This window comes from Sphaerisporangium rubeum (genome assembly GCF_014207705.1).
Taxonomy (GTDB): domain Bacteria; phylum Actinomycetota; class Actinomycetes; order Streptosporangiales; family Streptosporangiaceae; genus Sphaerisporangium; species Sphaerisporangium rubeum.
In genome coordinates this window covers 3,632,254-3,653,864 of the sequence record NZ_JACHIU010000001.1, presented here as the reverse complement: position 1 = coordinate 3,653,864, position 21,611 = coordinate 3,632,254, and the positions used below count along the sequence as shown (strand labels likewise).

Sequence of the window (21,611 nt, the reverse complement as noted above, 5' to 3'; positions counted from 1 at the left end):
GCCGCCGTCACTTGGCGAGCATCGTGACCGGTCCCGCCAGGATGGTCGCTGCGACCTCCAGCGACAGGAAGGCCACCACGAAGTTCAGCACGCCGGACAGCGCCACCGCCACCTTGGGCCGCAGGGCCCCGGTGGCGATGGACGTCGCCATGGCGTTCGCCGTGTCGTGAAACCCGTTGGTGAAGTCGAAGCTCAGCGCGGTGACGACTACGAGCGCGAGCAGCACCATCTGCGCATCCATGGCGGACCACTTACACAGACCTGCGCCGTTAATCGTCCCCGCGGGGGGAACTCCAACAATTCACCTGCCGATTTCCTGGCGTTTCAACCGTTTTGTGGAGATCAGACGTTGAAGTACTTGGCTTCGGGGTGGTGGGTGATGAGGGCCGAGGTGGACTGCTCGGGGTGGAGCTGGTACTCGGCCGACAGTTCGACGCCGATGCGTGCGGGGTCCAGGAGGGTGAACAGTTGTGCCTGGTCCTCGAGGTTGGGGCAGGCGGGGTAGCCGAAGGAGTAGCGGCAGCCGGTGATGTTGACTTTGAGCATGTCGGCGAGGGATTCGTCGCCGCCGATGGCGAGTTCGGCGCGGACGCGTGCGTGCCAGTACTCGGCGAGGGCCTCGGTGAGCTGGACCGACAGGCCGTGCAGTTCGAGGTAGTCGCGGTAGGCGTCCTTGGCGAACAGTTCCCCGGTGGCTTCGGCGATCTTGTGGCCCATGGTGACGATCTGGAACGCGACGACGTCGACCTGGCCGGAGGAGACGGGCCGGTGGAAGTCGGCCAGGCACAGGTGACGGTCACGACGCTGGCGCGGGAAGGAGAACCGCACCAGCTCACGGCCCGCGAGCTCGGTACGGGATCCGGCGAGCGGCGCGGCGACGGGGCCGCCGCCGACACCGGCTCCGACGAGAGCGCGTTGTCCCGGTGCCGGCAGGAGTGCGGGGTCGACGGTGGCGGGGTCGAGGATGATCAGGTCGTCGCCGTCGGACTGGCAGGGATAGTAGCCGTACACCACGGCGGCCTGGAGCAGGTTGTCGGTGTGCAACCGGTCCAGCCACATCCGCAACCGGGGCCGGCCTTCGGTTTCGACCAGGTCCTCATACCCCGGCCCGCCGGTCCCGCGGGAGGGCTTGAGACCCCACTGGCCCATGAACGTGGCCCGCTCGTCCAAGAACGCCGCGTAATCAGCCAGCGGCACCCCCTTGACCACCCGGCTCCCGAAGAACGGCGCCACCGGCACCGGCACGTCCACCGCCACATCCGACCGGGCCGGCATCGCCTCGGGCTCGGTCCGCACCAGCGTCGCCCCACCACTCACCCGGCGGGCCCGCAACGGCGGCAGCACCTGCTCGGGGGCGGCGCCGCGTTTCACCGCGACCAGGCCCTCCATCAACCGCAACCCCTCGAACGCGTCCCGCGCGTACCGCACCTGCCCGGGGAACATCCCCGCCAGATCCTGCTCCACATACGCACGCGTGAGCGCGGCGCCACCGAGCAGCACGGGGTACTGATCGGCGAGGCCACGCGCGGTGATCTCCTCCAGGTTCTCCCGCATGATCACCGTCGACTTCACCAAAAGCCCCGACATCCCGATCACATCGGCCTGATGCTCCTGAGCCGCCTCCAAGATCGCCGACACCGGCTGCTTGATCCCCAGATTCACCACATCGAACCCGTTGTTCGACAAAATGATGTCCACCAGGTTCTTCCCGATATCGTGCACATCCCCCTTCACCGTCGCCAAAACGATCCGCCCCTTGGACTGATCCCCCGCACCCACCTTCGGCATATGCGGCTCCAGATACCCCACCGCCGCCTTCATCACCTCCGCCGACGCCAACACAAACGGCAACTGCATCTGCCCCGACCCGAACAACTCCCCGACCGTCTTCATCCCCTCCAGCAAAACCTCATTGATGATCTCCAACGCCGGCCGCACCCCCAGCGCCTCATCCAGGTCCTGCTCCAGACCCTTACGCTCCCCCTCCACGATCCGGGCCTGCAACCGCTCCCACAACCCCAGACCGGCGAGCCTGGCCGCGCGACCGGCCCGCAACTGCGCCGCATCCACACCCTCGAAGATCTCCATGAACCGCGCCAGCGGATCATAGCCCTCCCGCCGCCGGTCATACACCAGATCCAACGCCACCCGATGCTGCTCCTCAGGGATCTGCGCCACCGGCACGATCTTCGCCGGCGACACGATCGCCGAATCCAAACCGGCTTTGACACACTCGTGCAGGAACACCGAGTTCAACACCACCCGCGCCGCCGGATTCAACCCAAACGACACATTCGAGACCCCGAGTGTGGTCCGCACCCCCGGATACGCCGACTTCACCCGCGCGATCGCCTCGATCGTCGCCGCACCGTCACCCCGGGTCTCCTCCTGCCCGGTCGCGATCGGGAACGTCAGGCAATCGATCAGGATGTCCCCCACATCCATCCCCCACTCCCCGGTCAGCCGCTCGATCAACCGGCCGGCGACCTGAACCTTCCAGTCGGCGTCCCGGGCCTGACCCCGCTCGTCGATGGTCAGCGCCACCACCGCCGCACCATGCTCCCGCACCAAACCCATGACCTTGGTGAACCGCGACTCCGGCCCGTCACCGTCCTCGAAGTTCACCGAGTTCACCACCGCACGACCCCCCAGCATCTCCAGCCCCGCCGCCAGAACCGCCGGCTCGGTGGAGTCCAGCATCAACGGCAACGTCGACGCCGTCGCCAAACGAAACGCCAGCTCCCGCATATCGGCCACCCCGTCCCGGCCGACATAATCCACACACACATCCAGCAGATGCGCACCCTCACGCACCTGCGACCTGGCGATCTCCACACACTCCTCCCACCGGCCGGCCAGCATCGCCTCCCGGAACACCCTCGACCCGTTGGCGTTGGTCCGCTCCCCGATCGCCAGATACGACGCGTCCTGCGAGAACGGCACATGCGCATACAACGACGCCGCTCCCCGCACATCGGTCACCCGGCGGGAGGCGGCCTGCCGTCCCGCCACGGCCCGCGCCACCGCGCCGATGTGCTCCGGCGTGGTGCCGCAGCACCCGCCGACCAGCGCCACACCGAACTGCTCGACGAAACCGGCCTGGGCCGCCGCCAGTTCCTCCGGGCCGAGGGGGTACCGCGCGCCGTCGGAGGTCAACTCGGGGAGACCAGCGTTCGGCATGCAGGAGATCGCCACGTCGCAGTGCCGCGCCAGATACCGCAGATGCTCGCTCATCTCCGCCGGACCGGTCGCACAGTTCAGCCCGATCACATCGGCACCCAGCGGCTCGATCACCCCGAGCGCCGCACCGATCTCCGACCCCAGCAACATCGCACCGTTGGTCTCGATCGTCACCTGCACCACGAGCACGACGTCGCGTCCGCTCGCCGCGATGGCCTCGCGCGCGCCGAGCACGGCGGCCTTCACCTGCAAGAGGTCCTGGCAGGTCTCGACGATCAGACCGTCGGCACCACCCTCGATCAACCCCTCGGCGTTCAGCCGATACCCCTCACGCAACACACCAAAGGTCGTATGACCCAGACTCGGCAGCTTGGTCCCCGGCCCCATCGACCCGAGCACATACCGCTGACGACCCGACTCCCGCGACCAATGATCAGCACGCTCGCGCGCGATCCGCGCACCCGCCAGCGACAGCTCACGAATCCGCTCACCGATCTCGTACTCCCCCAAAGCCGCCCAGTTCGCACCGAACGTATTGGTCTCCACCAGATCAGCACCCACCGCCAGATACGCGTCATGCACCCCCGCCACGATGTCGGGCCGCGTCACGTTCAGGATCTCGTTGCAGCCCTCTAGGTTCTGGAAGTCGTCGAGCGACGGGTCGTGCGCCTGGAGCATCGTCCCCATCGCGCCGTCCGCGACGAGGACCCGCCGGGACAACGCCTCACGCAGTGGTGTCATGACGCGGCCTCTCAGACGGCCCGGCGCAGCGCGTCGGCGCGGTCGGTGGACTCCCAGGAGAAGCCCTCGCGGCCGAAGTGGCCGTAGGCGGAGGTGGCCGAGTAGATGGGCCGCAGCAGGTCGAGGTCGCGGATGATGGCGGCCGGACGCAGGTCGAAGACCTCCAGGATGGCCCGCTGGATGGCGTCGACGGCGACCTTCTCGGTGCCGAAGGTCTCCACGAACACCCCCACCGGCTGCGCCTTACCGATGGCGTAGGCCACCTGCACCTCGGCACGGTCGGCCAGGCCCGCCGCGACGACGTTCTTGGCGACCCAGCGCATCGCGTACGCCGCCGACCGGTCGACCTTGGAGGGGTCCTTGCCGGAGAACGCGCCACCGCCGTGCCGCGCCATGCCGCCGTAGGTGTCCACGATGATCTTGCGGCCGGTCAGGCCGGCGTCACCCATCGGGCCGCCGATCTCGAAACGACCGGTCGGGTTGACCAGCAGCCGGTAGCCCTCGGTGTCGAGGGACAGCCCGGCGAGCAGCGGGTCGACCACGTGTTCCTTGATGTCGGGGACGAGCATCTCCTTGAGGTCGATCTCGGCGGCGTGCTGGCTGGAGACCACGACGGTGTCGAGGCGGACCGGACGGTCGCCGTCGTACTCGACGGTGACCTGGGTCTTGCCGTCGGGACGCAGGTACGGCACGGTGCCGTTCTTGCGGACCTCCGACAGCCGCTGCGCGAGCCGGTGCGCGAGCTGGATCGGCAGCGGCATCAGCTCGGGGGTCTCACCGCAGGCGTACCCGAACATCAGGCCCTGGTCGCCGGCGCCTTGACGGTCCAGCTCGTCGTCCGCGCCGTCCTCGCGGTGCTCGTACGCCTCGTCGACGCCTTGCGCGATGTCGGGGGACTGCGCGCCGATGGACACCGACACGCCGCAGGAGGCGCCGTCGAAGCCCTTGTGGGAGGCGTCGTAGCCGATGTCGAGGATGGTCTCGCGGATCAGGCCGGGGATGTCGACGTAGGTCTCGGTGGTGACCTCGCCGGCGACGTGGACCTGGCCGGTGGTGATGAGCGTCTCGACCGCGACGCGGCTTCTCGGGTCGCCCTTGAGCATGGCGTCCAGCACGGCGTCGCTGATCTGGTCGGCGATCTTGTCCGGGTGGCCTTCTGTGACCGACTCGGAAGTGAAAAGGCGGCGGGACATCGTCACTCCTCAGTGTGCTCGTGCGCCGCGAGGCCGGTGGTCCTCGCGAGATGGCGGGCCTCGTCACGCCGGTGGCCGGCGTCCGGGAATCGACAGGGGATCAGGTGGCACGCGGGGAACGGCGGGGTTCGAGGGAAATCCTGAGCGAAAAACAAGGGCCATCGTGCGAGTGGCGCTCACACGATGGCCTTTGCCGCGTGGGGACTTGCTACGAAGCAGACCACCGACCAGAGACACCACCTCATCGTGCAGCTAAAACCGTCGCAACCTCGACGAATTCGATGCTAGGTCGGCCCTGGTGACGGCGGGCACCCCTGCGTTCCCCCTATGGCACGCACCACGCCGGCGGGCCGGGCCGCCGGTGGAGGCGGCGTCCCTTCACGGCACGGATCACAGCACGGACCGTCATCGGTGATGCCGTGGCGATCTCCCGATGGACGGACCGAATTGCCGGAATTATCCGGATGGATGGCCGGTTCATGTCCGTTTGCGTACTTATATGTCAGCCATATTCGACGAACCTTCGGCCTTAGGCAGATGATAGAGCACGACTGCAATACCGCACTCACAGTAATGTGGCTGGTCCCCTCACCTGGCAGGTTGTACTATCCGGGCAATGGACAGGCACCCAGGGGGACCAGAGAAACGCCAGGTGCCACCGTCCAGAGCGTCAGAAAGGCCACGATCGCTCCCCGGGCCGGCCCGCCTGCGGCCGTCCGCCCCGCGTCTCTCATGGTTGCGTGAAGACTTCCGGATCGGTCCGAGGTTTTTGGGCAAGGAGTAAGCAGGTGGAGTTCCGCATTCTGGGGCCACTTGAAGTGCTCGCGCAAGATGTGCGCCTGGACGTCGGTGGGTTGCGGCAGCGCATCACCCTCGCCTTACTCCTCATGGAGGCCGGCCGGGTCGTCACCGTCGACCGGCTCGTGGACGCCATCTACGGCGAGGTGCTCCCGCCGACCTCCAAGGCGCAGGTCCAGATCTGCATCTCCGCGCTGCGCCGCCTGTTCACCGCGCACGGCCGTCCCGGTCTCATCGTCACCCACCCCCGCGGCTACATCCTGGAGGCCGCGGACGACGACACGCTGGACGTCCGCCGTTTCGAGTCCCTGACCACCGAGGCCAAGAGGCACCGCGACGAGGGTGACCGCGAGACCGCCGTGCGGCGGTACCGCGAGGCGCTCGGGCTGTGGCGCGGCGAGGCCATGGCCGGCATCGACAGCAGGCCGGTGCGTGCCGCCGCCAACAGGCTCGCCGAGCACCGCGTCCACACCAACGAGGACTGCCTGCAGCTGGAGCTGGACCTCGGCCGCCACCACGAGCTGGTGGGTGAGCTGACCGCGCTGGTCGCCGAGCACCCGCTGCGCGAGCGGCTGCGCGGTCAGCTCATGCTGGCGCTGTACCGCTCGGGCCGCCAGGCCGACGCGCTGCGCGCCTACCGCGTGGCGCGGGAGACGCTCGTCGAGGAGCTCGGCATCGAGCCCAACGAGCAGCTCCAGCGCCTCGAGTACGCGATCCTGACCGCGGACGAGAGCCTCAACGGGCCCGCGCGGGTGAAGACCATCCCACCGGAGCCGCCGGCCGCGCGTCCGGTCCCCGGTCTGCTCCCCGCCGCGGTGGCCGACTTCACCGGCCGCGCCAAACAGCTCGACGCCATCCAGCGCGAGCTGGCCCTGGCCGCCGAGAACCGCTTCCGCCTGGCTGTGCCGATCATCGTGATCGCCGGTCAGGGGGGGCTCGGCAAGACGACGCTCGCGGTGCACGCCGCGCACACCATCGCCGGCAGCTACCCCGACGGCCAGCTCTTCACCGACCTGCACGGCGGCGGGTACCGGCAGGTCGGCGCCATGCAGGTGCTGGAACGGTTCCTGCGCGCGCTCGGCGTGGCCGGCAGCGACATGCCGGACGGGCTGGAGGAACGCGCCGAGATGTACCGCGCGCTGCTCGCCGACCGGCGCACGCTGATCGTGCTCGACGACGCGGCGCGGGAGAGCCAGGTGACGCCGCTGCTGCCCGGCAACCGCAGCTCCGCGGTGATCATCACGAGCCGCAGCCGCCTGGCCGGGCTACCCGGCGCGATCCAGATCGAGATGGACATCTTCGACAGCGACCAGTCCCTTGAGCTGCTCGGCCGCATCGCGGGGTCCGAACGCGTGATGGCCGAGCCCAGCGAGGCGGCCGAGCTGTCGGAGTTGTGCGGCCGCCTGCCGCTGGCGCTGCGCATCGCCGGCGCGCGCCTGTCGGCCCGCCCCCACTGGAGCATCGACCAGCTCGTCGTCCGGCTCAAGGACGAGACCCGCAGACTGGATGAACTCAAGCACGGCGACATGGGGATACGGGCCAGCATCTCCCTCACCTACGAAAGCGTCGGCGCCGAAGCGCGGCGGCTGTTCCGGCTGCTCGCCGTCCTCGACACCAGCATGTTCTCGTCGTGGCTCGCCGGCGCGCTGCTCGGCGGTTCGCACTTCGACGCGCAGGACCTGCTGGACGAGCTCGCCGACGCGCAGCTCATCGAGACGGCGGGGACGGGGTACGGCGTGCACAGCCAGTACCGCTTCCACGACCTGGTGCGGGTGTTCGCACGTGAGCGCCTCGCCGCCGAGGAGACCGCCGCCGAACGCAAGGCGGCGCTGGAACGCGCGCTCGCCACGCTGCTGTACGTCGCCGAGGCCGCGCACCGCCGGGTGTACGGCGAGGAGTACCTGCAGGTGCACAGCGGCGTGGCCCGCCGGCCGCTGCCGCGCGCGCTGGTGGACCAACTCGTCGCCACCCCCATGGCGTGGTACGAACGCGAACGGCCGCTGCTGGTGTCCGGCATCAGGCAGGCCGCGCGCGCCGGCTTCGCCGAACTGTGCTGGGACCTCGCGGTCAGCGCCGTCACGCTGTTCGAGGCGCGCATCTACCTGGACGACTGGCGCGAGACCCACGAGGTGGCGCTCGCCGCCGTCCGGCACGCCGGCGACCCGCGCGGCCAGGGGGCCATCCTGTACTCGCGGGGCTCGCTGCACATGACCCTCAAGCGGCTCGCCGAGGCGCGGCGTGACTTCGAGGAGGCCATCGAGCTGTTCACCCAGGTCGGTGACGACCTCGGGCTGGCGCTGGTGCTGCGCAACGTCGCGTTCCTCGACCGCATGAGCGGCCGCGCCGACGAGGCGGAGACCCGGTACACGCACGCGCTGGACATCTTCACCCGCACCGGCGACCAGGTCGGCGCGGCCTACGTGCTGCACAACCTGGCGCAGCTGCGGCTCGACGCCGGCGACCCCGAAGGCGCGAGCCGCGTGCTGGCCGAGGCGCTGGCCCTCAGCAGGCGCGGCGGCAGCAGGCGGGTGGAGGCACAGGTGCTGCACCGCATGGGGGACACCTACCTGCAGTGGGACGAGCCGGGTCTCGCGGCCGAGATCTTCGGCACCGCCATCGACATCGTGCGCGACTTCGGCGACCCGATCGGTGAGACGTACGTGCTGTGCGGCCTCGGGGTGGCACAGCTGCGGCTCGGCGAGGTCGCCGAGGCCGACGAGACGCTGCGCCAGGCCGTGCGTCTCGGCCGGGCCTGCGGCGACGGGCTGGCCGAGGGCCGCGCGCTGCTCGGGCTCGGCGAGCTGGCCCTGTCCTGCGACGACAACGCGCACGCCGTCGCGCACATCGAGCAGGCCCTGACCGTGTTCCACACCCTCGGCATCCCCGCCTACGAGGAACGCGCGCGCTGCATGCTCGACCGGGCCCGCGCCGCCACCCGTCCCGGCGGCCTGACCACGGTCGGCGGCGGCTGACCCCCGCGGCACCCCTTACTCCCCCCCATTCCTGCCGCTCAGGAGCGGCAGGTGGCCAACAAAGCGCTCTCGGAGATGCTTGCGGTGTTCACCCCGCCGATACGCTCGTCAGGTGACCACTGCACGTACGAGCGGGACGGCCCCAGGGCCGGCCGGGCCCATGATCAAGTCGATTCTGCCTGACTGCGTGGTGGCCGCCGACCTGTTCGCCGACCCTCCCGACCCACCGCTGTACCCCGAGGAGGACCGGGCGATCGGCGACGCCGACGAGCAGCACCGCGCGGAGTTCGCCACCGCGCGTGTGTGCGCGCACGACGCGCTGCGCAAGCTCGGCATGCGTCCCGGCCCGGTGCCTCCAGGGCTGCGCGGCGAGCCGCAGTGGCCGGCCGGGGTCGTCGGCAGCATCACCCACTGCACCGGCTACCGCGCGGCCGTCGTCGGTGTGGCGTCCAAGGTCGCCACCATCGGCATCGACGCCGAGCGCAACGAACCCCTGGTGGACGGCGTGCTCGACGCGGTGTCGCTCCCCGAGGAACGCGAATCCCTGCGCCGCCTCGCCGCGCGGCACCCGCGTGTGCACTGGGACCGGGTGCTGTGGAGCGCCAAGGAGTCGGTGTACAAGTCGTGGTTCCCGCTCACCAAGCGGTGGCTGGACTTCGAGGACATCATCGTGTCGCTGGACGCGACGCGCGGCGAGTTCTCCGCACGCCTGCGGGTCCCCGGCCCGCGGGTCAACGGCCAGCAGCTGTCCCGCTTCACCGGCCGCTGGCTCGCCGGCCCCGAGCTCATCATCACCGCCATCGTCGTCCCCGCTCCCGCGCGGCGCGGCACCCCCTCGCGCGCCTAGCCCCGGCCGGTCATGACGGCATCGGGGGGATGCGGAACACCTGGACCAGCCGGTCCAGCTCCGTGGGGTCCCCGGTCAGGGTGACCAGGCCCGTGCCGACGGCCTCGGCGGGGGCCAGTTCACCCGCCATGAGGGCACGCAGCTGGGCGCCGGTCTCCACCACCAGGTCGGCCTCCGGCAGCGGGCCCTGGACGACGTCCAGCGTGCCGTCGTCCACGACGGCGGACACCACAAGGTCCCCCAGGCGGAACTCGTAGGACACCCGCAGCCCGGCGGCGGCCTCGGCGTCGAACGTCGAACGCAACGCCATGGTGAGCGAGTCCACGGTGGCGATCTCACCGGGCTCGGGGTCCCCCATCGCCATCGCTCCCCACAGGCCGAGGCGTAGCACGACGTCCTCCAGCGCGTGGCCGTACGGCGTCAGCTCGTAGACCACCGATGTGGCGGGACGGGGCAGGACCCTGCGGTGGACGACGCCGGCGAGCTCAAGCTCCTTGAGACGTGCCGACAGGATGTTGGTGGGGATGCGAGGCAGGCCGCGGCGCAGGTCGGTGAAGCGCCTCGGGCCGACGAGCAGGTCACGCACGATGAGAAGGGCCCAGCGTTCCCCCACTGTCTCCATGGCTCGCGAGAGCCCGCAGAACTGACCGTAACTCCGCCCCGTCATGGATCCGGATTCTAGTTCACGCTTGGCTGGATGCATTACGCTTGCTTTTAACAATCACGGTGCTGTTCCACAACCAGCTCGACAGGAGAGGCGATGGCCGAAAACGAGCCCGTGGCCCCGGTGCCTGCCGGTGAGCCGTCCACGACGCCACGGGTGACAGGCGCGACAGGTCCGGACGACGGCACAGGCACCTACTGGCTCTCGGCCCCGCGCAGGAACGGCAGGACCACCATCGTCCCCGTCCTCGGCGTCTGGCTGGACGGCGCGCTGCACCTCGCCGTGAGCCAGACCATGCACGCGCCGGAACCCCTCGGCGCCACCGCCGACTGTGCCGTCACCACCGACCCCCGAGGCATGGAACTGGTCGTCCGCGGCGTCGCCACCCGCGTACTCGACCCGGCCGCACTGAGCCGCCTCGCCGGCGTCTTCACCGCCAGATACGACTCCCCGTTCACCCTCGACGACACCACCTTCCGCACCGGCGGCGACACCCCCTGCCCCGCCGGCCCCTCCCCGTACGACGTCTACAAGGTCACCCCGACCCCACCCACCCCGTCCGCCAACGCCTCCCCGAGCGGCACCCCCTGGAGTCTCTAGCCCACCCCATCCGCGTCCCCCCAGGCCAGAGCACCCCACACAACCTCCGACCACAGAAACCCCGGCCGCACCCTGACCAGTTCAGGACACCCCCACGGAGCGTCCAGACCACAGACACCCCACCTGCGTCCCCGGCCGGCTCAGCACACCCCCATCGAATGGGTGTTTGAATACTCGCGGTACCATCGGGTGCATGACCGCTGGATTCCAGGCCTCACTGCTGGATCTCGGCGAAGAGCCCGGCCTCGGCCCCCTCGGCGCGACGGTCCGCCGCACCCACCTCACCGACGGCGCGTGGCTCGACCTGCGTCCCGCCTGGCTCACCGGCGCCGACGCGCTGTTCGACCGCCTGTCCCACAAGGTCCCCTGGCACGCCGAGCGCCGCCACATGTACGACCGCATGGTGGCCGTCCCGAGGCTGCTCAAGTTCTACGAGGACCACGAGCCCTTCCCCGACCCCCTGCTCGACCAGGCGATGCGCCTGCTCAACGCGCACTACGCCGGCCACCCCGGCACCCCCTTCCGCACCGCCGGCCTGTGCCTCTACCGCGACGGCCGCGACAGCGTGGCCTGGCACGGCGACCGCATCGGCCGCGGCGCCGTCGAGGACACCATGGTCGCCATCCTCTCCCTCGGCACCCCCCGTCCCCTCCTCCTGCGTCCCCGAGGCGGCGGCCCCTCGATCCGCCACGACCTCGGCCACGGCGACCTCATCGTCATGGGGGGCACCTGCCAGCGCACCTGGGACCACTCCATCCCCAAGCTGACCCGCCCCACCGGCCCGAGAATCAGCATCCAGTTCCGTCCCCACGACGTCCGCTGACCTCACCGTCCACGACCCGTCGCGCCTCCCCCGCACTCACGCCGCCATGCGACGCCAGTGCGCTCACCCGGCACTGACGCTCACCCTGCCGTCGGACACCTCGGCGCAGGCACTGACGCTCACCTGCCGTCGGACACCTGAGCGCCGGCCCCGACGGCATGGGCCCCGGTGGCGGCGGCACGCAGAGCCCGTCTCCCCACCTCACCGCGCACCCCGCCGACCCGCAGCACACGGCCGTCCACATCCACCGCGTACTCATGCCGGTCCCCGCTCACCCGGTACCACCCGACGTCGTCCCGCTCGCACACGACCGGAGCACTCACCCGCTCGGCCCCGTGCACGGGCCGCTCCGGACAGATCCCGTCACTGAAGGCCCCCCGGTCGACCGCGAACCACACCTGACCCCCCCGAGGCGACAGGTAGAACGCCTGGAACCCGTCCTCGTGGTACACACTCACCGACGGCCCCACCAGCCGGAACCCCGGCGCGTCCACCTCGAACACCATCTCAGGCGCCACCCCCTGAGCCCGGACCGAGTCCAGCTGCACCGGAGTGAGCCTCCCCGGCCCCACCCCACCACACCCCGCCAGCCCGAATGCCAATGCCACCAGCACGATCCCCCGAACTCTCACCCTCTCACTGTCGCGCAGCCCCGTCCCCCGCTCACCCGCTTTACCGCACCCCAGGCGAGCCTTTGCCTCCCACATGGCAGCCCAGTCCGTCATACACGAGAACGCGAACGGCTCCCCCTGAGCCAGGGGGAGCCGTTCGCGTTAACGCGACACCGTCAGTCGTCGTCCTGGTCGTCGTCCCGGTCGTCGTCGTCACTGTGACCGCCACCCGGACCACTGTGGTCGTCGTCGTCCACCTCCTGCTTCACAATCGCACCGGTGGCCGCGTCGATGTCGAACTCGTGCTCGGTCCCGTCAGGAGCGTCCACCTCGACGTCCCAGACCTGCTTCCCGTGCTCGTTCTCCAACTCGGTGGACGTCACCCGTCCCCCCGCCACCTTGCCGAGCGCCGTACGCTCCGCCTCCTCCCGGGAGACCTTGGGCTCCGCGGCCGGACTCGCCGCCGGCGACGCCACCCCGCCATCGTCCTCAGGCGACGCCGAAGCGGACGGAGCGACCTCCCCATCACGCCGGTCCTCGGTCGGCGAAGCAGCGGGAGACGGACTGAAGTCGGCCGCCGCCAGCGCCGTACCGCCGCCGATCACCAGCAGGGTCGCGGTGGCGAGACCAGCGATTATCTTGGACTTGGTCATCCGAATCTCCGTAACGCTCGATCCTCAGTGCTTGACGGTTCCAAGACTGCGCCGACCCCCGATAGCGCGACGCTGCACCGTCCCTAACGCCGGGTTAACGCGCAGCACTAGCGATATGTGGCTCAATGCGCTTGCTCGGCCACAGCCGGTGAGGCACAATTGAGCTTGTCGCATCCTCTGGGGTGCGGAAGTAGAGGCCGGGTTACCGAGGGATATCGGGTGCCCGGCCTTCGCGCTGTCCAGTCAGTCCAGACAGATCACGCGGACTTGACCGGCGAGCGCGTCGAAGTACCGCGGCTCTCCGTCCAGCCACCACGTCGTGGCCCCCACGACGGTGTCCGCAGCCCACAGCAACGGCTCGTGAAACGGCGACTCCCAGCTCACCTTCATGGTCAGCGAGACACGACGCGACCGGCGCAGGCTGGTGAGGAGGCTCCGGTCAAGCCGGTCTTCGGTGCAGCGGCTCTCCAGGACCACCGTTTCGACACCTGACATGTCGAGTTCTTGTAGTAGACGTTCCAGACAGAGCCGCCTGGCCCGTTCGTGCCGGACGCTCCTGTCATGGATGCGTACGGTCACGATGCCGCACAGAGGAAGCTTCGCCACCGTCTCTGCGATGTGGAGTCGGTGCGGCGACGACTCATCGCGCCAATGCAGACGGCCTCGCTTACCCATTCGCAGAGATTCGAGAGTCGTCCGGATGTCGTCGTGGTCGGCGGAGTCGATGATCACGGCGGCCATCGCGTAGACGCTGTCGTCGTCGGGACGGCGACGCAGGCTCTCGTCAACAAAGGCGGTAAGCACTGCGTAAACATAGCGTCACTTAATGTTATCATGCTTGGAGTTACGTGATCAAAAGTGGGGCACCGGTCCGAGGCGGAGCGATTGTCTCTCAGGCAGAGCCAGGAGGCAGCACGAGACCGGTCGCAAGGGGAATCAAGTCGGAGTCTGGTGGCCGAACTCCACGGTGACGGTGGCGCCTCCGTCGGGGCTGGTGGTGAGGGTGGCGGAGCCGCCGGAGCGTTCGGCGGTGCGGCGGACGATGTCGAGGCCGAGGCCTGTTGAGGAGCGGCCGCTGACGCCGCGGCGCAGGGCTCCGGGGTGGGGGAAGCCGGGGCCGTCGTCGGCCACGGTGAGGATGGCGCCGCCGCCTTCGCGGGGGGTGAGGGTCACGGTGAAGGCGGTGGCTTCGGGGGTGTGAGCGAAGACGTTCTCCAGGAGCGCGTCCACGCAGGCGGTCAGGGGTTCCTCGCCGACGCCGACGATCAGGGGTGGGGGGGCGAGGTGGCGGGTGACGGGACGGTCCTGGTCGCTGGCGAGCATCGACCAGTGGTGGACGCGTGCGGCGACGACCTCTGCGGCGTCGCATTCGCCGGGTTCGTCGTGGCGGGAGCGGCGGGCCTCTTGGATGACCTGGGTGACCATGCGTTCCATGGCGTCCACGGCGGCGCCGACACGGGTCGCCTGCTCGCTCGGCGGCAGTGCCTCGGCTTCCAGGCGGAGCACCGTCAGGGGGGTGCGGAGCTGGTGCGACAGGTCGGCGACGGCTTCGCGTTCCTGGGCCAGCAGGACGCGGATGCGGCGGGCCAGGTGGTTGAGCGCGCCGGCCACCTGGCGGAGTTCCTTCGGGCCTTCGGCGGGAGCGCGTGCGGTGAGGTCACCGGCGGCGAGGCGGTGCGAGACACCGGCCATGCCGGCGATGAGGCGGATCTGCGACCGCGCGAGACGATCGGCGACGACCAGGCTGACGACCAGCACACCGGTGCCGACCAGCGCGAGGATCAGCCAGGCGCGGCGCACACCACGGGTGAGCTCGGCGTCGGTGACGAACGTGCGGATGACGGCCGCGCCGGCGGAAGGCCCGGTGACGGCGACGACGATCTCCCGGCCGCCGTCGGCCTGCGCGGTGAGGCTACGTCCGGTGAACGCCAGCCGTACCGCGTCGGACCGCTCCGCCGGGGCCCCGAGCGCGGACCCGTCCGACAGGAACACCGTCAAGGGGTAACCACCGGAGCTGTTGGCCTGCTGCACCGCCAGCCCCAGCGCCGCAGGCGACCCGGCCGACACCACAGGCACCAGCGACTGCGCACGCACGAGCGCGTCGGCGGTGGCGCGATCCCCGGCCAGCATCAGCGCCAGCACCGCCAACGGCACCACGAACGCCACCAACGCGAGCGACACCATGGACCCGACGAGAACGAGCAGACGCCGTCTCATCCCACGGCCCTGCCAGGCTCACGCCGACGCGTACTCCTGGGTCCACCGATCTCGCATCGACGCCGTCTCATGCTCCCGGGTCCACCAGTTTCACGCCGACGCCGCGCACGGCGCGGATGTAGCGGGGGTCCTGGGCCGACTCGCCGAGTTTGTTGCGGAGCCAGGACAGGTGGACGTCCACGGTCTTGTCGGCGCCGCCGTACGGCATGCGCCACACCTCGGTCATCAGCTCGCGCTTGGTGACCACCTGGTCGGGCCGCGCCGCGAGGTAGTGCAGCAGGTCGAACTCCTTGGGCCGCAGGTCGAGCACCCGTCCCGCCAGCGTGACCTCCCTGGCGCGCGGGTCGACCCGCAGCTCCCCCACCGTGTACGGCCGTGCCGCGTCGCCGTCCTCGCTCTGCAGGCGCCGCAGCACGGCCCGGATCCGCGCGTCGAGCTGCACGGCCCCGAACGGCTTGACGACGTAGTCGTCGGCGCCGGCGTCCAGGACCCGCGCGATCTCACGTTCGTCGTCCCGCGCGGTCGCCACGATGAGCGGCACGGCACTGACCGCGCGCAGCATGCGGATCACCTCGTACCCGTCGATGTCCGGCAGCCCGAGGTCCAGGACCACGAGGTCCGGCCGGTCGTCCACGGCCATCCGCAACCCCGCCATGCCGGTCATGGCGGACGTCACGCCGTGTCCGCGCTCACTCAGGGCCCGCATGAGCGCGGACCGCACCGCGGCGTCGTCCTCAACGAGCAGTAGCTGTGCCATCGCCCCAACAGTAAACGCACTCCGCCGTCCCTTCCCCCGCCGTATCCGGCGTTGAGGTGCCGTTAGGACAGATTTAGGACTCCTCGTGGCACTGTAGGCAGTGTGAAACGTGGCCCCCTGCTCGCGACCCTCGGCTGGTTCACCGCCGCCACCCTCACCACCGCGACCACCACGTGGGCCATCACCCTCCTCGGCCAGGGCCTCAGCGAACCGGTCGTCTCCCCCATGTCGGCGTCCCAGATCGCTCAAGCCCTCGCCACCGCCACCCCGGCGACCCCACCCGGCGCGACGACCCCACCCACGACCACTCGGACCCCCACCCCCGAGCCGTCCTCCTCTCAACCCGGCCGCGCCTTCACCACCCAAGGCGGCACCGTCGTCGCCACCTGCACCGCCGGCCGTCCCACCCTCCTTGCCTGGAGCCCGGCCCAGGGCTACAAGACCGACGACGTGAACGACCACTCCGGCCACGAGGTCTCCGTGGAGTTCGAGTCCGAGACCGTCAAGATCGAGATACGGATCACCTGTACCGCCGGCGTCCCGTCGATGACCACCAAGGTCGAACGCGACTAGCGCCTGTCCCGTGGATCACGTGATCCACGCGAGGCTCGACCTGGGGTGTTCGAAACCCGGTTGCGGCCCTCATCCGGTTGACCCATGCTGACGGCCATGCTGATCAGAGAGGCGACGCCGCAGGACTGGCCCGGAATGTGGCACTTCATGGAAGCCATCGTGCGGGCCGGTGAGACGTTCTCCTGGGATCGGAGCACCAGCGAAGCCCAGGCCAGGCACATGTGGTTCCCTGAGCCGCCGGGCCGCACCTTCGTCGCCGTGGACGCGGACGGCACCGTCCTCGGCACCGCCAACAGCGTCCGCAATCATCGCGGCGGCGCCGCGCACATCTCCAGCGCCAGCTTCATGGTCGATCCGAACCACTCCGGCCGGGGAGTCGGCCGAGCCCTCGGCGAACATGTCCTGGACCAGGCACGCAAGGACGACTTCCGAGCGATGCAGTTCAACGCCGTGGTGGAGACCAACACCCGTGCAGTCGCACTGTGGAGGTCACTCGGCTTCGACGTGATGACCACCCTCCCGGAAGGTTTCCACCACCCGCTTCACGGCTATGTCGGACTCCACATCATGTACCGGCGGCTTTAGGTCACCGCGCACGAGGAGCCGGTCCCGTCCGATCCGGCCACCGAACCACAGGTACCAGCCACGGGGACGAACCACCGGCCACAGGGAAAGAAACCAGCATGGCCTCATCGCTGACCGCTCTCGGCCTGGACATCCCCGTCCTGGCCGCCCCGATGGCCGGGGGTCCCAGCACCCCCGCGCTGGTCATGGCGGCGGCCCGCGCAGGCGGCCTCGGTTTCCTCGCCGGCGGTTACAAGACCGCCGCCGCGCTGGCCGGCCAGATCACCGAGGTGCGCTCCACCGGCGTGCCTTTCGGCGTCAACCTGTTCGTCCCGAACCCCGTCCCCGTCGACCCCGAGGCCTTCCACCGCTACGCACGCGAGATCGCCCCGGACGCCGAGCCGTACGGCGTGGACGTCCTAGGCGCCGCCATCGTCGAGGACGACGACCACTGGCAGGACAAACTCGACCTCCTCCTGTCCACCCCCGTACCGGTCGTGAGCTTCACCTTCGGCATCCCCGCCAGTACGGTGATCGCCGCTCTCCGTACCGCCGGAACCGTCGTCGTCCAAACCGTCACGTCCCCGCAAGAGGCCCGCCAGGCCTCCGAGGCAGGCGCCGACATGCTGGCCGTCCAGTCCTCGGCCGCAGGCGGCCACTCCGCCACCCTGACCCCCGGCCGCATCCCACCCCCCACCCCCCTGACCGACCTGCTGCGCCAGGTACGCCACGCCGTACCCACCCCGCTGATCGCCGCCGGCGGCCTCGCCACCCCCGACGCCGTCGCCGCCGCGCTACAGACCGACGCCACAGCCGTGATGGTCGGCACGGCCCTCCTACGCGCGGAAGAAGCCGGCACCTCCCATCCTCACAAGAAGGCCCTGGCCGACCCATCCCGCCGAACAACCACAGTGACCAGAGCCTTCACCGGCCGCCCCGCCAGATCTCTCACGAACACCTTCACCGACCACCACACCGCCACGGCACCCCCCGGCTACCCCGCCGTCCACCACCTGACCAGCCCTCTACGCAAAGCCGCCACCGCCGCCGGCGACCCCGAACTGATCAACCTCTGGGCCGGCACCGGTCACCGCCGCACCACCGCGGAACCCACCGCGCGAATACTGCGCCGACTGACTTCCTGATCCGCGTTCGGCCGGGGGTGTCGCTCCAGGCTGGACAGACCCGGTTGAGGCGTCACCGGTGATGGCCGCGTCCAGGAGGGCCTGCGCGGTCGCCTTGACGGTGTCGGCTGCCTGCTCGTGGGTGTAGCCGGCGATGTCGAGGAGCCAGACGAGTGTCTCGATGCCCGTCGCTGAGCGGATCGCGACGGCGAGCCGGTGGATGTCGACGTGCGGATGGCTGTCTCGCAGTGGTGTCAGGGCCTCGGCGATCCAGCCGATGGCGCGTCCCTGGCGCAGGACCGGCTGGTGGGCATCGGGTTCCAGCGACAGCCGCAGCGAGGTGCGCAGTTGCGGTTCCCAGGTGAAGTTGTACCGGGTGAACGCGGTCATGAGCGCGTCGAGACGTTGCTTCGGATCTACGGGTGCGTCGGGGGGCAGCAGGCTGTCCGGCGAGATGGTGGGCCGAGCCGCGAGAAGCAGGCTGCGTTGGTTGGGGAAGTAACGGTAGGCGGTGGTGCGGGAGATCCCGGCTCGTTGAGCGGCGTCCTCGACCTTGGGGGTGTGTCCGGCGGCGAGCAGGTCTTGGGTGGCGGCGACGAGCGCGTGCCGGGTGCGCGACTTCTGCGCTGTCCGGCCGGTCGACTCGTAGGGCGTCGTCACGTCGTCATGGTACCGTAGTCCCATATGGGACTGGAGTCCCACGAACGTGCGCGGAGGCGGCGATGAACCCCCACGACCCGACTGTCACCGACCCGGACTTCTACAAGGTCATATTCGAGAACGAGCGGGTGCGGGTCCTGGAGTACCGCGACGAACCCGGTGACCACACCCATGTACACCGGCACCCGGACAGCGTGATGGTGACACTGAGCGCCTTCCGACGCCGCGTCGCCGCCGGCGGACGCGACGTCGAGGTCGAACTGAAGGCCGGCGAAGCCCGGTGGGTGGGGGCGCAGGAGCACACCGGCGAGAACATCGGCGACACCGCCACACACAGCATCTTCGTCGAACTGAAGGAACCGGCACCCGCCAGCGCACCGGCTGCCGACGTCCCCCTGGGCCCCGGCGCTCCGTAACGACCGAGACGACAAGCCGGCCGGCCCACTCCGCACCGGACGCATCACGACGCGGCGCGACGCCGGCCACCGATCGCGGTTGCCGACCAGCGAGGTCAACCCGGCCCACGAAGCAGATCCGCAGGTCGCCGCGCGGCCGAATTCGTGGGCTGGGTGCAACTTTCAGGCCGCCCTCTTGATCCGCGGCCGAGTCGTTGCGGGACGGCCAAGGCTTGACCAGGAGATCCACCACGTCAGGGGACCGGATTTCTTGGTCCCGCCTGGCCGCCCCGTCCTCCACGCGACCGCGGTGCCTTGACTCGCGTGAAGCATCCGGTCAGGCTCCTCGATTGTTGACCGCTGGATCGATTGACGGGAGCGTCGATGATGGGTGCTCGACGGCGGCGGAAGCTGCGATCGGCCACAACACTCGGCGTAGCGGCGTCACTCGTGGCGGGGACGCTGACCGTCCAGGCGGCCCTGGACCCGGCTGTGGCCGCAGCGGGCCCCACGTTGTCGGTGAACCTGTCCGCCGCACGGCACGCGATCAGCCCGGACATCTACGGCATGAACGGCGCCGACCCGGCGTTCGCCGTCGAGATCGGTCTCCCGGTGGCGCGCTGGGGCGGCAACGCGAGCACGCGGTACAACTTCAAGAACCACACCTACAACACCGGAAGCGACTGGTACTTCGAGAACATCGTCGCCGGGCCCGCGAACACGGTCGAGGCGTTCGTCGAGACCAACCGGGACCGCGGCACCAAACAGGTCGTCACCGTGCCGATGAGCGGGTGGGTGGCCAAGGACTCGCCGGACCAGCACCCGTTCGCCTGCGGATTCCCTGCCAGCCGGTTCCCCGCTCAGGACGGATTCGACACCTGGGACGCCGGCTGCGGCAACGGCAGGCTCAACAACGCGAACCTCACCGGTGCGGTGCCCGAGGACACCTCGATCCCGGTGGACGCCTCGTTCGACGGCGAGATGGTGTCGCATCTCGTTAGCCAGTTCGGCAAGGCGTCCCGCGGCGGCGTGTCGATCTACGAGCTCGACAACGAGCCGGTGCTGTGGAATTCCACGCACCGCGACGTGCACCCCGAGCCGGTCTCGTACGACGAACTCGGCAGCAAGAGCACCGCGACCGCCGCGGCCATCAAGGCCGCCGACCCGACCGCCGCGGTGCTCGGCCCGTCCGGCTGGGGCTACTGCGAGTGGGTCGCGTCCGGGGTGGACGGATGCGCGCCAGGAGCCGACGCGGCCGCGCACGGCGGGCTCAACCTGTCGCAGTGGTTCCTGAAGAACATGAAGGACTACAGCGACGCGCACGGCGGCAAGCGCATGCTCAACTACTTCGACCAGCACTACTACCCGCAGATCAACGGCGGGAAGGACCCCGAGTCCAACGCGTGGCGGCTACGTTCCACGCGTTCGCTGTGGGACCCGACGTACGTCGAGGAGTCCTGGATCGGCCCCACAGGCGTGAACGCGCCGCCGCTGCAGTTCATCCGCAAGATGAAGCAGTGGATCGCGCAGTACTACCCCGGCACGAAGACCGCGATCACCGAGTACAACTGGGGCGCGCTGGACGACATCAACGGCGCACTGACGCAGGCCGACGTTCTCGGCATCTTCGGCCGCGAGGGTCTCGACCTCGCGACCATCTGGGGCGAACCCCAGCCGACACAACCCGGCGCCTACGCGTTCCGGATGTACCGCAACTACGACGGCGCGGGGAGCCGGTTCGGCGACGTGAGCGTGTCAGCGACCAGCAGCGACCAAGGTCAGCTCGCGGTGTACGGGGCACAGCGCTCACGCGACAAGGCACTGACCCTGATGGTCATCAACAAGACCGGCGGTGAACTGACCTCACCGTTGTCGATCGCCGGCCTGCACGGCAACACCACGGCGCAGCGTTTCACCTACAGCCCGGCCGATCTCAACTCGATCGTGCGCGGTCAGGATCTCAGGGCGCACCAGGGCCGGGTCAATGCGACGTACCCGGCGAATTCGATCACCCTGCTGGTCTTTCCGGCGCATCGGCGCTGATGGTTCCCGGGAGGGAACGGCCCTGGCCGGCCGACCGCTGATGGTTCCCAGGAGGGAGCGGCCCTGACCGGCCGACCCCTCCCGGCCCGGACGCGCAACCACGTCGCTGCGTACTTGTCTGTCCACGTACTCTCTCGTGCCGTCATCTCGCCTTCCCGCTCAGGACCGGCAAGGCGGCGCCACTGGAACAAGGTGC

The 21,611-nt window shown here is 69.7% G+C and carries 19 protein-coding genes; 9 read left to right on the top strand and 10 right to left on the bottom strand.

Features of this window, described 5'->3' with window-relative positions; all coding sequences use genetic code 11:
* Positions 1-7: 7 nt before the first annotated feature.
* From BJ992_RS15805 to metK, 3 genes are all read right to left on the bottom strand, one after another.
* Positions 8-241, bottom strand: coding sequence for an inorganic phosphate transporter (locus tag BJ992_RS15805; RefSeq protein WP_221474833.1), 234 nt, complete (start codon positions 239-241; stop codon positions 8-10).
* A gap of 101 nt (positions 242-342) precedes the next feature.
* Positions 343-3,921, bottom strand: coding sequence for a methionine synthase (gene metH, locus BJ992_RS15800; protein ID WP_184981710.1), 3,579 nt, complete (start codon positions 3,919-3,921; stop codon positions 343-345).
* An 11-nt stretch (positions 3,922-3,932) separates the two neighbouring features.
* Positions 3,933-5,114 carry a methionine adenosyltransferase gene (gene metK, locus BJ992_RS15795; RefSeq protein WP_184981708.1) on the bottom strand — a complete coding sequence of 394 codons (1,182 nt, stop codon included), beginning with the start codon at positions 5,112-5,114 and terminating at the stop codon, positions 3,933-3,935.
* 788 nt (positions 5,115-5,902) lie between these two features.
* Between metK and BJ992_RS15790 the strand changes: the two genes are divergently transcribed.
* Together BJ992_RS15790 and BJ992_RS15785 are read left to right on the top strand one after the other, a co-directional pair.
* Entirely contained in the window at positions 5,903-8,884 is a 2,982-nt protein-coding gene (locus tag BJ992_RS15790; protein WP_184981706.1) for a BTAD domain-containing putative transcriptional regulator, read from the top strand.
* 112 nt (positions 8,885-8,996) lie between these two features.
* A complete protein-coding gene (locus BJ992_RS15785) occupies positions 8,997-9,731 on the top strand; it encodes a 4'-phosphopantetheinyl transferase family protein (RefSeq protein ID WP_343072681.1) in 735 nt (244 codons plus the stop codon).
* Between the two features lie 10 nt (positions 9,732-9,741).
* On the opposite strand, the gene BJ992_RS15780 is transcribed toward BJ992_RS15785, so the two are convergent.
* The gene (locus tag BJ992_RS15780) at positions 9,742-10,398 is read right to left on the bottom strand and encodes a winged helix-turn-helix transcriptional regulator (protein WP_184981703.1); all 657 of its coding nucleotides are present in this window, start codon (positions 10,396-10,398) and stop codon (positions 9,742-9,744) included.
* Positions 10,399-10,491: 93 nt separating this feature from the next.
* On the opposite strand from BJ992_RS15780, the gene BJ992_RS15775 reads away from it, so the two are divergent.
* Positions 10,492-10,995, top strand: a complete 504-nt coding sequence (locus tag BJ992_RS15775; RefSeq protein WP_184981702.1) for a hypothetical protein — start codon at positions 10,492-10,494, stop codon at positions 10,993-10,995.
* Positions 10,996-11,188: 193 nt separating this feature from the next.
* Positions 11,189-11,818, top strand: a complete 630-nt coding sequence (locus BJ992_RS15770; RefSeq protein ID WP_184981700.1) for an alpha-ketoglutarate-dependent dioxygenase AlkB — start codon at positions 11,189-11,191, stop codon at positions 11,816-11,818.
* Positions 11,819-11,937: 119 nt separating this feature from the next.
* Here the strand turns inward: BJ992_RS15770 and BJ992_RS15765 are convergent, their stop codons facing one another.
* The 5 genes from BJ992_RS15765 to BJ992_RS15745 form a co-directional block, all read right to left on the bottom strand.
* A complete protein-coding gene (locus tag BJ992_RS15765) occupies positions 11,938-12,426 on the bottom strand; it encodes a hypothetical protein (protein WP_184981698.1) in 489 nt (162 codons plus the stop codon).
* Between the two features lie 179 nt (positions 12,427-12,605).
* Positions 12,606-13,082, bottom strand: a complete 477-nt coding sequence (locus BJ992_RS15760) for a PepSY domain-containing protein (protein ID WP_184981697.1) — start codon at positions 13,080-13,082, stop codon at positions 12,606-12,608.
* A gap of 243 nt (positions 13,083-13,325) precedes the next feature.
* On the bottom strand, positions 13,326-13,886 hold the full coding sequence (locus BJ992_RS15755; RefSeq protein WP_184981695.1) for a hypothetical protein: 561 nt from the start codon (positions 13,884-13,886) through the stop codon (positions 13,326-13,328).
* Between the two features lie 132 nt (positions 13,887-14,018).
* Positions 14,019-15,299 carry a HAMP domain-containing sensor histidine kinase gene (locus BJ992_RS15750; protein WP_184981693.1) on the bottom strand — a complete coding sequence of 427 codons (1,281 nt, stop codon included), beginning with the start codon at positions 15,297-15,299 and terminating at the stop codon, positions 14,019-14,021.
* A gap of 67 nt (positions 15,300-15,366) precedes the next feature.
* The gene (locus tag BJ992_RS15745) at positions 15,367-16,056 is read right to left on the bottom strand and encodes a response regulator transcription factor (protein ID WP_184981691.1); all 690 of its coding nucleotides are present in this window, start codon (positions 16,054-16,056) and stop codon (positions 15,367-15,369) included.
* Positions 16,057-16,158: 102 nt separating this feature from the next.
* On the opposite strand from BJ992_RS15745, the gene BJ992_RS15740 reads away from it, so the two are divergent.
* The 3 genes from BJ992_RS15740 to BJ992_RS15730 all read left to right on the top strand — a co-directional run bounded on the left by BJ992_RS15740 (position 16,159) and on the right by BJ992_RS15730 (position 18,338).
* Positions 16,159-16,629: a hypothetical protein gene (locus BJ992_RS15740; RefSeq protein WP_184981690.1), complete on the top strand. Its 471-nt coding sequence runs from the start codon at positions 16,159-16,161 to the stop codon at positions 16,627-16,629.
* A 96-nt stretch (positions 16,630-16,725) separates the two neighbouring features.
* A complete protein-coding gene (locus tag BJ992_RS15735) occupies positions 16,726-17,214 on the top strand; it encodes a GNAT family N-acetyltransferase (protein ID WP_184981689.1) in 489 nt (162 codons plus the stop codon).
* Between the two features lie 98 nt (positions 17,215-17,312).
* On the top strand, positions 17,313-18,338 hold the full coding sequence (locus BJ992_RS15730; protein ID WP_184981685.1) for a nitronate monooxygenase: 1,026 nt from the start codon (positions 17,313-17,315) through the stop codon (positions 18,336-18,338).
* Here BJ992_RS15730 and BJ992_RS15725 read toward each other — a convergent pair.
* Positions 18,219-18,977, bottom strand: coding sequence for a TetR/AcrR family transcriptional regulator (locus BJ992_RS15725; protein WP_184981677.1), 759 nt, complete (start codon positions 18,975-18,977; stop codon positions 18,219-18,221). The two genes, BJ992_RS15730 and BJ992_RS15725, sit on opposite strands and share 120 nt — an antisense overlap.
* A gap of 62 nt (positions 18,978-19,039) precedes the next feature.
* On the opposite strand from BJ992_RS15725, the gene BJ992_RS15720 reads away from it, so the two are divergent.
* Positions 19,040-19,393, top strand: coding sequence for a cupin domain-containing protein (locus BJ992_RS15720; protein WP_184981675.1), 354 nt, complete (start codon positions 19,040-19,042; stop codon positions 19,391-19,393).
* A gap of 363 nt (positions 19,394-19,756) precedes the next feature.
* Positions 19,757-21,415 (top strand): glycoside hydrolase family 44 protein, encoded by a 1,659-nt coding sequence (locus BJ992_RS15715; protein WP_221474832.1) that lies wholly within the window; start codon positions 19,757-19,759, stop codon positions 21,413-21,415.
* Positions 21,416-21,611 lie beyond the last annotated feature (196 nt).

What these genes read in the sequence shown, in the direction of transcription:
- BJ992_RS15805 (WP_221474833.1), bottom strand. Translation starts at nt 241, where the DNA reads ATGGATGCGCAGATGGTGCTGCTCGCGCTCGTAGTCGTCACCGCGCTG.
- metH (WP_184981710.1), bottom strand. Translation starts at nt 3,921, where the DNA reads ATGACACCACTGCGTGAGGCGTTGTCCCGGCGGGTCCTCGTCGCGGAC.
- metK (WP_184981708.1), bottom strand. Translation starts at nt 5,114, where the DNA reads ATGTCCCGCCGCCTTTTCACTTCCGAGTCGGTCACAGAAGGCCACCCG.
- BJ992_RS15780 (WP_184981703.1), bottom strand. Translation starts at nt 10,398, where the DNA reads ATGACGGGGCGGAGTTACGGTCAGTTCTGCGGGCTCTCGCGAGCCATG.
- BJ992_RS15775 (WP_184981702.1), top strand. Translation starts at nt 10,492, where the DNA reads ATGGCCGAAAACGAGCCCGTGGCCCCGGTGCCTGCCGGTGAGCCGTCC.
- BJ992_RS15770 (WP_184981700.1), top strand. Translation starts at nt 11,189, where the DNA reads ATGACCGCTGGATTCCAGGCCTCACTGCTGGATCTCGGCGAAGAGCCC.
- BJ992_RS15760 (WP_184981697.1), bottom strand. Translation starts at nt 13,082, where the DNA reads ATGACCAAGTCCAAGATAATCGCTGGTCTCGCCACCGCGACCCTGCTG.
- BJ992_RS15750 (WP_184981693.1), bottom strand. Translation starts at nt 15,299, where the DNA reads ATGAGACGGCGTCTGCTCGTTCTCGTCGGGTCCATGGTGTCGCTCGCG.
- BJ992_RS15745 (WP_184981691.1), bottom strand. Translation starts at nt 16,056, where the DNA reads ATGGCACAGCTACTGCTCGTTGAGGACGACGCCGCGGTGCGGTCCGCG.
- BJ992_RS15735 (WP_184981689.1), top strand. Translation starts at nt 16,726, where the DNA reads ATGCTGATCAGAGAGGCGACGCCGCAGGACTGGCCCGGAATGTGGCAC.
- BJ992_RS15730 (WP_184981685.1), top strand. Translation starts at nt 17,313, where the DNA reads ATGGCCTCATCGCTGACCGCTCTCGGCCTGGACATCCCCGTCCTGGCC.
- BJ992_RS15720 (WP_184981675.1), top strand. Translation starts at nt 19,040, where the DNA reads ATGAACCCCCACGACCCGACTGTCACCGACCCGGACTTCTACAAGGTC.
- BJ992_RS15715 (WP_221474832.1), top strand. Translation starts at nt 19,757, where the DNA reads ATGATGGGTGCTCGACGGCGGCGGAAGCTGCGATCGGCCACAACACTC.